The 11,950-nt window shown below is 62.3% G+C and carries 6 protein-coding genes and 1 pseudogene; 3 read left to right on the forward strand and 4 right to left on the reverse strand.

The window, feature by feature from the left end; translation table 11 throughout:
* Positions 1-61: 61 nt before the first annotated feature.
* From AB4O25_RS23920 to AB4O25_RS23930, 3 genes and pseudogenes are all read right to left on the reverse strand, one after another.
* Positions 62-211 carry a hypothetical protein gene (locus tag AB4O25_RS23920; protein WP_460150031.1) on the reverse strand — a complete coding sequence of 50 codons (150 nt, stop codon included), beginning with the start codon at positions 209-211 and terminating at the stop codon, positions 62-64.
* 13 nt (positions 212-224) lie between these two features.
* The gene (locus AB4O25_RS23925; RefSeq protein WP_460150032.1) at positions 225-5,159 is read right to left on the reverse strand and encodes an NEL-type E3 ubiquitin ligase domain-containing protein; all 4,935 of its coding nucleotides are present in this window, start codon (positions 5,157-5,159) and stop codon (positions 225-227) included.
* An 84-nt stretch (positions 5,160-5,243) separates the two neighbouring features.
* A pseudogene (locus AB4O25_RS23930) lies at positions 5,244-8,333 on the reverse strand (transglycosylase domain-containing protein).
* 280 nt (positions 8,334-8,613) lie between these two features.
* Here AB4O25_RS23930 and AB4O25_RS23935 point away from each other — a divergent pair.
* From AB4O25_RS23935 to AB4O25_RS23945, 3 genes are all read left to right on the forward strand, one after another.
* Positions 8,614-10,026: an amino acid permease gene (locus AB4O25_RS23935; RefSeq protein WP_460150033.1), complete on the forward strand. Its 1,413-nt coding sequence runs from the start codon at positions 8,614-8,616 to the stop codon at positions 10,024-10,026.
* Positions 10,027-10,181: 155 nt separating this feature from the next.
* On the forward strand, positions 10,182-10,454 hold the full coding sequence (locus tag AB4O25_RS23940) for a type II toxin-antitoxin system Phd/YefM family antitoxin (RefSeq protein WP_017526310.1): 273 nt from the start codon (positions 10,182-10,184) through the stop codon (positions 10,452-10,454).
* The gene (locus tag AB4O25_RS23945; RefSeq protein ID WP_017526311.1) at positions 10,451-10,774 is read left to right on the forward strand and encodes a type II toxin-antitoxin system RelE/ParE family toxin; all 324 of its coding nucleotides are present in this window, start codon (positions 10,451-10,453) and stop codon (positions 10,772-10,774) included. Before AB4O25_RS23940 ends, AB4O25_RS23945 begins: the two co-directional genes overlap by 4 nt.
* 8 nt (positions 10,775-10,782) lie before the next feature.
* On the opposite strand, the gene AB4O25_RS23950 is transcribed toward AB4O25_RS23945, so the two are convergent.
* Positions 10,783-11,901, reverse strand: coding sequence for an OpgC family protein (locus tag AB4O25_RS23950; RefSeq protein WP_460150034.1), 1,119 nt, complete (start codon positions 11,899-11,901; stop codon positions 10,783-10,785).
* Positions 11,902-11,950 lie beyond the last annotated feature (49 nt).

The raw sequence follows: 11,950 nt of genomic DNA on the forward strand, positions 1-11,950 counted from the left end.
GGTGTAAAAAGCGCCGATCAGCGGCGTTTGCGCCGACTAATCAGGAGTGAAAAGTAGCTATTTACAGCCCGGCATTTTGCAGCGCTTCGCGTGTGAGGCGAATGCCCAGTTCCCGGTAGGGGCGCTGCACCTCTTCATACAATTTTTGCACGGTGGCATCCGACAAGGCGTGGTCGACCAGGATCGTGCTGTCGGCAATCTTCAGGCCCATGCGCTTGAACTCGTTAAGCCTGCGCACGATCTGGGTGCGCAACTGGGCCTTGCGCTCGGGCGTGGTCTCGGTGGCGGCCCATTCTTTTTGCTCGTCGAGCAAGTCCGCAAGTTCGCCGCCGGCGTCTTCGCGTTCGCAGTCGTCGCGCGGCGTATTGATCGGCATGCTTGTCTTCCAGGTGATCGCGCCAGAAGTCTTGATCAAGCACCCCCTTGACCGCCCCGTCATTGGCCGCGGCGCTGATCACCGATTGGTAGGCGGCATCCAGTTGGTCGCGGGTCACTTTGGCGGTGTTACGGTAGGCCATGTGTTCGGACAGCCAAGGCAGGTCCAGCCGCGTCTTCAGGCCCGTCTGGTAAGCGAGATACACCTGCACCTCGTCGACCTCCAGCGCGCCGCTGCCGAACCCCAGCCCCAGGCCACCCTGTGCCACGGGTTGGGTGCGCCGGATGATGTCTTGCTTGGCGAACTCATTGAGCTGCTTCAATCGCCAGGTCTGCCAGGCCAGTTCGACCAGCTTGTTGTCCCGCGTGGCCAGGCCTTGCTCGGTTGAATCCTGAAGGATATCGGCCAGTAGCGTTTCGATCCCCAGCTTGTTGAAGACCTGCGCACCCGCATCGGCACAATTGACGGGGGCACTGGCTTCGGCGAAGAACCGTTCGCGCAGTTGGGGGTCACGGTCGATGGCGACCAGCACGTCCCAGACCCGGTCTTTGAGGTCTTTGCGGCCTTTCTTGAACAGCTTTCGGTCTGCCTCGGTCTGCATGACTTGCGACGGCCGGAGCAGCTTGAGGATCTCAAAAAAGCCTTGAGAGCCGGGCTGGTTTTCCAGTGTGTTCCACAGCGCTCTGGCCTCGTCGAGCAGTTCTGGTTTCATCTCGTCCAGCCAATACTCGCTGTCTTCCGGGTCCCCCGCGGGCAGGGTGCGATAGGGGTCGATGCCGGAGGCGCGTCGGTAAGCGACGAAACGGGCATCGTCGGCATTGGTCAGCGCGGCGCGGTCCAGCCAGCTATGAGCGATCACGTCTATCGCGGGTGAGCCTTCGGGCAGGACCGGTATCTGTTTGACGCCGGTGTTCAGAAGGTTCAGCTCCAGCGGGTGTGCGCGCGGCACTTCCATACCCAGCGGCCATTCGGTCACGCCTGTATTGCGCAGTACCAGTTGCTTGAGGTGAGGCAGGCTACGCAGATCGGGGGCCACCTTCAGGTCCGGGTGGTCCTGCAGGTTGAGGTACTCAAGGTTCCGGCATTCGTACAGTTGCGTGAAGTCCATGTGGCTCCAGGTAATCGGGTTGTGGCTCAGGTCGACGGTCACCAGATCGCGCAGGGTGGTCATTTGCGTGGGCACGCTGAAGAGTACGTTATTGCTCAGGTCCAGGCCGCGCAGGTTGGGAAAGTTGTCCAGAAACCCGACGTCGCCGGACATGAACCCGGTGCTCATCAGATTCAACACGGTGACGTGGTCGAAGTTGGCCCGCATCCTCCCCAGGCTTCGGATATAGCGCCCCAACCATTTCTCGGACAAATCCAGTAGCCGTCCGCGCGGCATCAAGCCCTGGGCGGTGACACGGCCATCCGCGCGCGCCTCCCAGCACTCGACCAGGTCGTCGATGATGCGGTCGCGCATATAGGTTTCGTTCTCGGCCTGTTCGCTGTATTGCGCGGCCTGGGTGGGGCGCCGTTTCCAGCGCTTGAAGTCTTCCTGCAACTGGCGTTTTTCGGTTTCCAGGGCCTCCAGGATCTGGTCGCCGTTTTCCAGGGCGGCGAGTTCGTCGAGCAGGGTTTGCGCCGGTTCCGCACGCAGCCGCGGGAACAGTTTGGCGACACGTTCTTGCGAGGTCGGCGGGGTGGCGGGGGTGAACAGCCGGCGGAAGGCGCCGAACATCGGTTTTTGCAGCAGTTTTTGCGTCACGCGTGGGTCGGGCTTGCGCAGGCTCGGGGCCTCCAGCGCGGTACGCCGCTCGGCCGGCGCCTGCAGCTGGTCTTTGAGCCACAGCTTGAACAACCTTCCCTCGCCGGGTACGTAGTCGACGCTGTCGGCGGGCAAGGCCCGCAGCAGCGCTTCGAACAGGTCATAGTGCGCGGCGGGTGTTTGCCCCCGCACCTGGTAGCGGCCGTCGTCTTTGCGCAACAACACGATTTGCGTGCCGGCATCCTGCGGCCCGGCCTGGGCGCGCAAGCGACCGGCGGGTGAGTGCTGGTAAAGGCTGATGTTCACATCGCCGAGGGTATCGCGATGGCGGCGCAGGATGTTCAGCACCATGCGCTCGGTGTCCGGCGTGATCAGCTCATCGTTGTAGAACCCTTCATAGGCATGGCTGGCGATGCTTTCGTTTTGCAGCTCAGTGGCCAGGTTGCTCACCCGCAAGGGGATGCGCTGCTCATCGCCCATCGCCTTCACTTCGTCGGGTGACACGCGCAGCATCAGGCGTTGTATCAACTCGGCCGGCAACTGGGGGTAGCGCGTGCGCAGCAGTTGCGCAGGCGCGGTGTTAAGCACTTCATGGGTGCTGTAGAGGTGGTTGAAGATCGAGATGTGCTCGCTGGCCACTTTGGTCGCCAACAGGTCGCGCAGCGCTGCGGTGCGTGCCGCCGGGGTGTCGGGCAGGGGCGCGGGCAGCAGGGCTTGCAGTTCGGCCTCGGTTAGAAACCCCACGAGCCGTTCGGGCAGCGCGCCGGCGTTGATGTCTTGATGGCTGATGTTGAGCGTGTGGGCCGCATCGCTCGCCGTGCCGTAGGTGATGTGATAACCGGTTAAATCGGGCTCGTAAAATACCTTGATGGCTTTATCCGACGGCCAGTTTTTCAGCTCGCTGCTCAATTGTGCCGACCAGTTGAACTCTTCCTGCGTGAGCCCGCCGTTGCGGATTTTCTGGGGCAATTGCTTGGCCTGGTCAAACATGTGCATGCGCGTGAGCGTATCGGCCAACAGCGGCGGGGTGGGCTTGAGTTCGACATACATCTGGCGCAGCGCGCTGTCGTCGGTGCCGCTGATGCTGCAGGCCTGTTCCACTTGCCGGGCGTCCAGCGCCTGGGTGCCGTGCCCGAGGCGGCCGCGCAGTTGCGCGTCGTCCCACGCCCAGGGGTCTTCACCCTCATGCACCCAGGCGCCGCTGCCGTTGGGTTCGATCAACGGCGAATAGGCGCCGCGCCGGCTCGCATGCTGGATACGGTGGGTGTTGCTCTGCGCATCGTGTTCGAGCACCAGGTGCCGCTCTTCCAGGCGCACGACTGTTTGCCCTTGATGTGCATGCAGGCCCAGCGCATCGGGCCGGCTGCCCTCGGGCAGGTGCAGGTCGTTGCGTACATAAGGCGTCAGGTCGGGGTTCCACAAGCGCGTTTGGCCATTCACTTGTACCGCTTTGAGGCTGTTAACAAAGGCAGAAGGTTTGAACAGCACCTCCTTGGCCAGCACCCCGCCGGTGCCCATCAGCGCGAGCTGCAAGACGTCGGTGACCACACTGATCACGTGCTGCGCCGCTTCACCGGCCTGGCCTTCGCTGAGATCGACGATGCCTTCGAGCACTTCGTCGGTCAGTTGATACAGGGTGTAGGCCAGCATCAATTCGCCCAGCCCCGGCACGAACGGGGTGACGACCAGCAGCGCCACGTTGAACAGGTCCGACGCGATCTTCAGCACGTTGTCCCACCAGCTGCGGCGCTCCTGGCTGTCGGCCTGGGCGGTGGAAACGGCAAGGCTGCGCCCATCGTTGAGGATTTTGTTGAAGCTGGCCTGATACAGATGCGGCCACAGCGCGCCTTTTATCTTCGTTGCCTCGAATTTCAGGAATGGCTTGTCGACCGGGTCCTCACACCACGCGGGGGCCGGGTCCAGGGGGCTGCGCTCATGCCATTGCACCCTGTACAGGTGCTCGGTCAGCGTGGCGAAGAACAGACCGCGCCGCGCGTGCGGCACGAACTGGCTGAAAAACTGTTGGTAGGTGTGTTGTGGCAAGTGTTTGCTGGAAGGCAGCGGCGCGTTCAGTTGCAAGCGGCGCGACAAGTCCATCACGAACTCGCTGCTGGAGGCGTACTGCTTGAGCGGGCTGGCCGGGTCGTTGGGGATATACGCGATGACCTTCGCCACGCTGGCCGCGCGGTCCAGGTCGGTAGAGATCAACAGGATCCCGGTCAGCGGAGTGTCGAGCATGCTCAGTTGATAGAACGTGGCGCGTTGCTCCGTGCCGTCGAGTACCCCCATCACCACTGCATAGGCTGCTGCTTGCAGGTCGTTGTTCATCAACGCCATCTGCGCGGCGGCCTTGAGCGTGGCCTTCTGGCTGGCGGTGACCAGCCCTTGCAGGTAACCCTGGGCCACCGGCTCATCGGGCAACAGGAATTGCTTGAGATGCTGTTGATAGCGCGCACCCAGGTCCAGCTCGCGGCACAGGGTCTTGAACTGCTCAAGGCTCATCCTGCGTTCGTGGTGCACGATGCTGAAGTGGCCCCGGTAGTCGGGGCGGGTGATGTAGCAGGAGTACCGTTCGAAGGTTTCGTGGCCGGCAAAATTATGCAGCGCCGCGTCCAGTAGCGACACGTCTCGGGAGGTCACGCCATTGGACAGTTCCAGGGCGTACCAGGGCAGTTCTTTCGGTGTGTAAATGCGCAGGTAAGTGGTTTTGACGTCCAGGTCCAGCGCGTATTGGTCTTTGATGGCGCGCTTGAGCAACGGCTCGGCGAAGGCATACACGTCCTGCACCGGGTGCAGTTTTTTATCCAAGGTGTTTTGCGCGGCCCAGGCCTGGCCGTTGAGGGCCTTCAAGGTGGCATGCTGCTGCGCGGTAGCGGTGGCGTACCAGGCGGGCCGTTGCAGCACCAACTCGCTAAGCGGGTGAAGGCGTTCCAGGTCGGCGTTTTTCAGCCAGTCGGGCGCGGTGTTGTTGATCAGTGCGTAATGCGGGCCTTTGTCGCTTTGGGCCACGCGTTGGGTGCGGGGAAGTTCGGGCATGGGGCGGGTTTTCCGGTGGGGTTAAATCATCAGCCTATCCCTCGAAAAATGGATAAAAGTGCAAATAATTGGCGCACTCATCGGTTATTGAACCGCGCAGCGCAGAGGCCCGGCGGGTTGCAGATACGGCATCAGCAGCGGGGCCATGCCCTTGAGCACCTGCACCGGCAATGCGGAGGTAAATTTGAAGTTCTGCGCGGTGCTGCCCGGTACGAACGCGGTCAGCGTGCCGAAGTGGTGGTCGCCGATGTAGAACACAAAGGTGGCGGTGCGGTTGATCGACTTGGAGCTGAGAATCCGCCCGCCCGCGCCGATCGCTTCGATGCGGTTGTCGCCGGTGCCGGTCTTGCCGCCCATGGCCAGCGGCGTGCCGTCGTCCAGTTTGAAGCTGCCGGCCACGCGTTTTGCGGTACCGGCGTCCACCACTTGGGACAACGCCCCGCGCAGGGCCGTCGCGACTTCAGACGGCATCACCCGGCGCGCCCGGTTGGGGTCGTTGATCAAGCGCACCTCGTAGGGCGTGCCGGCGGCAAAGTGCAGGCTGTCGATACGCAGCACCGGGATGCGCACGCCGTCGTTAAGGATGATGCCCATCAACTCGGCCAGCGCGGCGGGGCGGTCGCCGGAGCTGCCGATGGCGGTGGCCAGCGACGGCACCAGATGGTCGAAGGGGTAACCGACGGCCTTCCAGCGTTGGTGGATATCCAGGAACGCTTCGACTTCCAGCATGGTGCGGATGCGGCTGTCGCGGGCGTTTTGATGGCGGCTCTTGAACAGCCAGCTGTAGACTTCCTGGCGCTCGAACTGGCTGGCTTTGACGATCTCGCTGAACGTCGCGTCGGGGTGATTGATCAGGTAGCCCAGCAGCCACAGGTCCAGCGGGTGCACCTTGGCGATGTAGCCTTGGTCGGGCAGGTCGTAGGCGCCGGGGCCGTAACTGTCGTAGAGCGCGTCGAGGCGCTTGTCGGTCAGCGGCTGTTGGTTTTTCGCGCCGGCCAGGCGCGAGCGGACGAAGCGGTTGAAGCTCTCGCGGCTGGCCTCGGGCAGCAAATAGCGGTGCACCGCCGCCAGGCGAATGGCCGTGGGGTGCAGGCCGTCGAGGAACGTTTCGAGGCGCGCCTGGGTGTCTTTTTTCTGGTACTTCTTCCAGAACTTGAGCAAAAACGTGGTGCCCTCGCGGTCGGCGAATTGCGCCAGGTATTCCTGGCGGCGCGGTTCGCTGTCGTCCTTGAGCAACTGCGCACTGTTGTTGGCGCTGGTGTAGGTGCTGTAGCGCACCAGGTCACGCATCAGGCGGATGAACGGCAAGTTGATCGATTCGCGCAAGGCGTCGCGCAGGGTCGGGTTGCGGCCGTTGTCTTCGTTGCGAAAGTTGTGGAAACGGTGCAGGCCGCCGCCGGTGAAAAACGCCTCGCCGGGGCTGGCCGAATAGGTGCGGTTGAGCGCCGCGTCGAGCATGTCGGCCAACGGCTTGCCGGGGTTTTGCCGCAGGTAATCCAGGGCCCAGCGGCTGATGTTGTCGTGTTCGGCGACCTCGATTTTTTTCAGCGCGGCGGGTGTCGAGGCCGCGTAGCGATCATGCAGTTGCGCGACGATTTGCAGGTAAGTGGTGAGCACCCGCAGTTTGGCGGTAGAGCCCAGTTCCAGTTTGCTGCCTTCGTTGATGTCGAAGGGTTGGTCGGTGTTGTCGGTTTGCACCCGCACGCGGGCGCCATCGGCGGTGCGTTCGAACAGCGTAAAGCTGTAGCGCACTTAGGGCGTGCTGGCCGGGGTGAGCAGGCGCTCGCCCAGCAGGCCGACCTGGGCGGCGTAGACCGGGTCGGCGAGGTGTTTGAGGTACGCCGTGACCTGTTCCTGCAACTGCCCCTGCAAGGTGCTGGTGGCCGACAAATCAAGGCGGTCCAGGTCGTACAGCGGGCGGTCAAGCAAAGCCGCCAACCGGCTGCGGGCAGCGCTGATGCCTTTGTTGGTGTCGATCATCTGCAGGGTCGGCTGTTGTTGCCAATCGCGGTAGCGCACCTTGCTCGCCAGTGCCGCCGTCAACAATGCCGGTTCCAGCACGCCGTTCTGGGCCAGCAGGCGCAAGTGGCTGTCGGTCAGTTGCGCCAGGTCGTCGCGACCCTTGGTCAGGTAATAGGAGGGCCTGCGCTGGGCGATCATCAACGACAGCACTTGGCGCAGGGCCAGGCCGCGTTGCGCCAGGCTGGGTGCGTCTTGCGCGCGGCTGCTCAAGGCCTGGTTGACCTGCACGAAGTCGGCGCCGTACCACACGCGCAAGCCTTCGGCCATGCCGTGCACCTCGCCGTGGCCGGGCACCGCCGACAACGGCACGCTGTTGAGGTAGTCACGCACGATGGCTTGCCGGGCGTGCACGGTGTCGGGGCCGTTGGCGTAGGCGCGCACGCTGGCGGAGAGCATCTGGCGGATCTTTTCGCCGCCGCTTTGGGTCAGACCGTCGGGTGAGTGGCGGTATTTTTCCAATTGGGTCGCCAGGGTACTGCCGCCCGCGCTCTGGCCGGGCAGGTTCAGCACCCGCGCCACTTGCGACCATGCCGCCATGCCGAAACGCGGCCAGTCGACCGCCGGGTTGGCCTGGGGGCGCGCAGGGTCGAGCAGGTCGCGGTTCTCGATGAACAGCAAACTGTTGACCACCAGCGGCGGGATGGCGGCGAAGTCGCTGTAAAGCTGCTGCGGGTAGTTGAAGTGGTACAGCGGTGCGGCGCGGCAATCGGTGATCGACAGGCCCGCCTGGATTTTTTCCGCATAGGGCACGAACAGGCCGTGGCGCGTGTAATCGAGCAAGGCAGCGGAGAAGCGCGCCTGCTCGACGATCACATAATCGCGCTTGATCAACCGCGGCAGCAATTGCGGCAGGTCGCTGTAGCCCAGGCGTTTGTCAAAAGGGCCGGCGCCGGGGTACACCTGGGCGTCGCTGGCGCCTGGGGCGAGGCGATAGTCGAGGTCGGCGGCCCACCGGCTCAGCTGGCGGGCCTGCCAGCGGGAGGTGTCCATTTCGCGGGAAAGGGCATAGCCCAGGGCGGCGAGGACCATCAGCACGATCAGCCAGAACAGCCGCCGCCCGTAACGGCGCGGGGGCGTTTTTTGCGGCAGATAATCCGGGCCGACGTCAAGAATCGCAGCCTTGCTCGAATCGGTGTGCCGAAGAGCGCCCATAGTCGATTGATCCCTTCAAGCAGATTGATCGGACTTGTCTGAAGCTTAGTCGCAGATTGGCGCCGCTCAGGAATTTTTGTCGGCGCCGGCGCCACGCAAGGCTGGCGGAATCGCCCGTGCCAGAGCGCTTACGACCAAGGCAGGGGAATGACCGTGCACCAAGGCTGTGCAATACTCGCCGGCGTTTTGGCTCACAAAGCCGCAGCGCCGGCGTGAAGTGACGGCTGATCGGCCAATGCTCCGCCACTCATCTCCAATAACAAGACGAGGTTGTAACCTTATGCCCGTAGGCAATCACCTGCCCCACGGCGAGACCGCTCAAGGCGGCCCGCTCAAACGCGAACTCGGCGAACGGCATATTCGCTTGATGGCGCTCGGTGCCTGTATCGGCGTCGGTCTGTTTTTAGGTTCGGCCAAGGCCATCGAAATGGCCGGCCCGGCGATCATGCTTTCCTACATCATTGGCGGCCTGGCGATTCTGGTGATCATGCGCGCCCTCGGTGAGATGGCCGTACACAACCCGGTGGCCGGCTCGTTCAGCCGCTACGCCCAGGACTATCTCGGCCCGTTGGCGGGTTTTCTCACCGGCTGGAACTACTGGTTCCTGTGGCTGGTAACGTGCGTCGCCGAGATCACCGCCGTGGCCGTGTATATGGGCGTGTGGTTCCCCGATGTGCCGCGCTGGATCTGGGCGCTGGCCGCCCTGGTGAGCATGGGCACCATCAACCTGATCGCGGTAAAGGCCTTCGGTGAATTCGAATTCTGGTTCGCCCTGATCAAGATCGTCACGATCATCGCCATGGTCATCGGCGGCGTCGGCATCATCGCTTTCGGTTTCGGCAACGATGGCGTGGCGTTGGGCGTCTCCAACCTGTGGGCCCATGGCGGCTTTATGCCCAATGGCGTGACCGGTGTGTTGATGTCGTTGCAAATGGTGATGTTCGCGTACCTGGGCGTGGAGATGATCGGCCTCACCGCCGGCGAAGCGCGCAACCCGCAAAAGACCATACCGAATGCCATCGGCTCGGTGTTCTGGCGCATCCTGTTGTTCTATGTCGGCGCGTTGTTCGTGATCCTGTCGATCTACCCGTGGAATGAAATCGGCACCCAGGGCAGCCCCTTCGTGATGACCTTCGAGCGCCTGGGCATCAAGACGGCGGCGGGAATCATCAACTTCGTGGTGATCACGGCGGCGTTGTCGTCCTGCAACGGCGGCATTTTCAGTACCGGGCGCATGCTCTACAGCCTGGCGCAAAACGGCCAGGCGCCGGCGACGTTCGCCACCACCTCCCGCAACGGCGTACCGCGCCGGGCGCTGCTGCTGTCGATTTTTGCCTTGCTGCTGGGTGTGTTGCTCAACTACCTGGTGCCCGAAAAAGTCTTTGTGTGGGTAACCTCGATTGCCACCTTCGGCGCGATCTGGACCTGGGTGATGATCCTGCTGGCGCAACTCAAATTCCGCCGGAGCCTCAGCCCGGCCGAACAAAAGGCCCTGAAATACCGCATGTGGCTCTACCCCGTCAGCTCGTACCTGGCCCTGGCCTTCCTGGTGCTGGTGGTGGGCTTGATGGCGTACTTCCCGGACACGCGCGTGGCGTTGTACATCGGCCCCGCGTTCCTGGTGCTGCTGACCGTGTTGTTCTACGTGTTCAAGTTGCAGCCGAGCCAAACGGCGGCACGCTCAGAGGCCTGACCGCCCAATGCCTAACAAAAAGCCCCTGGATCGGGGCTTTTTGTTTTTTTTGCAGGTGGGTTTTTGGGCTTGAATGCCGGCCTTTCGTCGGTACCTGCCTATCTGTAACTGAATTAAGACTAAAATCGGTCGCACTGCCAGGCGAGGGCCAACCCATGAAGTTTTCATCTCAGATAAAACCGATCAGCTATTTGAAAAGCCACACGGCTGAAATCGTTAAAACGCTCACAGAAAGCCGCGAACCACTGGTTATCACCCAAAACGGTGAAGCCAAGCTGGTGGTAATGGATGTAAAAAGTTTCGAAGAACAGGCAGAAACCATGGCCTTGTTGAAGCTGCTGGCCTTGGGTAATCGACAGATTGAACACCAGCAGTTTCAGGACCTGGAGGACGTGTTCGCGGAACTGGACAAGGATGATGGTCAATGACGTTCAGAGTCGTGATGTTGCATTCGGCCAAAAGCGACCTGAAAGACATTAAGTCCTACCTGATCGGTCAGTTTTCGACATCGACCTGGCAACACACCTATGAGTCGTTGAAGCAGGCCCTGCGCTGTCTCGAAACGCTGCCTTATGCGGGCCCGGTACCTGAAGAGATTGAGAGGTTGAATCTCATCCAGTATCGGCAGGTGGTCAGCGGGATGAACCGGATCATCTACGAAATTCGCGACAATACGGTCTACATCCACATCATTGCCGACACCCGAAAAAACCTGCAGGCGCTGCTGTTGAAACGACTCATGAAGTAAAAAGAGGCCTAGGCACTCTGAGGGTGTTGGCTCAACCGCTTGTTCAGCTCCAGCCAGGCCGCCAGCAGCGCCATCAAGCCGGCGCCCACCAGCGCCGTGAAAAGCTGCATGACGAAGGCATCACCGGCCAGCGCGTTGACCATGTCCGCCAACGGCGCCAGCAGCACGCCCAGGCAAAACACCTCCAGGGAAAAACGCCCCATGCGGCAGGTTTGCCGGGCCAGCCAATACTCTGTCCAGGCGCGGCCCGGCAGCAGTTTGGCGGTGACATAGGCCAGTGCCAAAAAGTGCAGCAAGCGCACCGGCGACAAGTCGGTCTTGCTGATCGGGTAGAGCAGGTTGCTGAGTGCGGGCGGCATCCACGCGTCGTGGACCTCGGGCCAACGCCAGGACAGGGTGATCACGCCTGCGGCAAGCACATAGGCGGCGGCCACGATGAACAGCGGTTGCCTGCACAGCCCACGGGGTTTCACCGGGCGCGGCCGGCCGGCATGTAGCGCCGCCGCGCCGCCGAGTACAAACAGCAACTGCCAGGTCACCGGGTTGAAGTACCACACACCGTCGGCAATCGCGCGCAGGTTCCAGCCCATCCAGGGCGCCAGTAAATACACCGTGGCCGACACGGCCACCACCGCCCCCGTGTAGCGCAGCATCAACGGCAGCACCAGCGACAGGCCGGCCAGCAGCACGATATACAGCGGCAGCGGGTCCATCAGGTTGGGTTTGAAGCGCAGCAACAACTCATCGGTCAGGGCTTGCTGCGGGTTGGTGATGAAGTGCGTCAAGCCCATCTCCTGGACCAGGTCGCGGGTTTCCACCTTGCTGTTGGCGAAGAACACGATGCCCATCAGGATCGCCAACAAAAAGATATGCACCACGTACAACACCCAGGTGCGCCGCAGGATCTTCAGGCCGGCCATCCAATAACCCTCGCGCTGCAAGACCTTGCCATAGGCCAGTACCGAGGCGTAGCCGGCGAGGAACACGAACACCTCCGCCGCATCGCTGAAGCCGATATTGCGCAGGGTAATCTGGCCGAGCGGGTTGTGGGGCACGTGATCCCAGAAAATGAAGATCAACGCCAGGCCGCGAAAAAAATCGATGCGCGGGTCGCGTCCGTTCAGCATGGCAGCGGGCTCTTGAACAAAGGGTTTAGTAAGGACCGAAAGGCGTCGC

The organism is Pseudomonas sp. S3_A03 (assembly GCF_054668275.1).

What these genes read in the sequence shown, in the direction of transcription:
- AB4O25_RS23925 (WP_460150032.1), bottom strand. Translation starts at nt 5,159, where the DNA reads ATGCCCGAACTTCCCCGCACCCAACGCGTGGCCCAAAGCGACAAAGGC.
- AB4O25_RS23920 (WP_460150031.1), bottom strand. Translation starts at nt 211, where the DNA reads ATGGGCCTGAAGATTGCCGACAGCACGATCCTGGTCGACCACGCCTTG.
- AB4O25_RS23935 (WP_460150033.1), top strand. Translation starts at nt 8,614, where the DNA reads ATGCCCGTAGGCAATCACCTGCCCCACGGCGAGACCGCTCAAGGCGGC.
- AB4O25_RS23950 (WP_460150034.1), bottom strand. Translation starts at nt 11,901, where the DNA reads ATGCTGAACGGACGCGACCCGCGCATCGATTTTTTTCGCGGCCTGGCG.
- AB4O25_RS23940 (WP_017526310.1), top strand. Translation starts at nt 10,182, where the DNA reads ATGAAGTTTTCATCTCAGATAAAACCGATCAGCTATTTGAAAAGCCAC.
- AB4O25_RS23945 (WP_017526311.1), top strand. Translation starts at nt 10,451, where the DNA reads ATGACGTTCAGAGTCGTGATGTTGCATTCGGCCAAAAGCGACCTGAAA.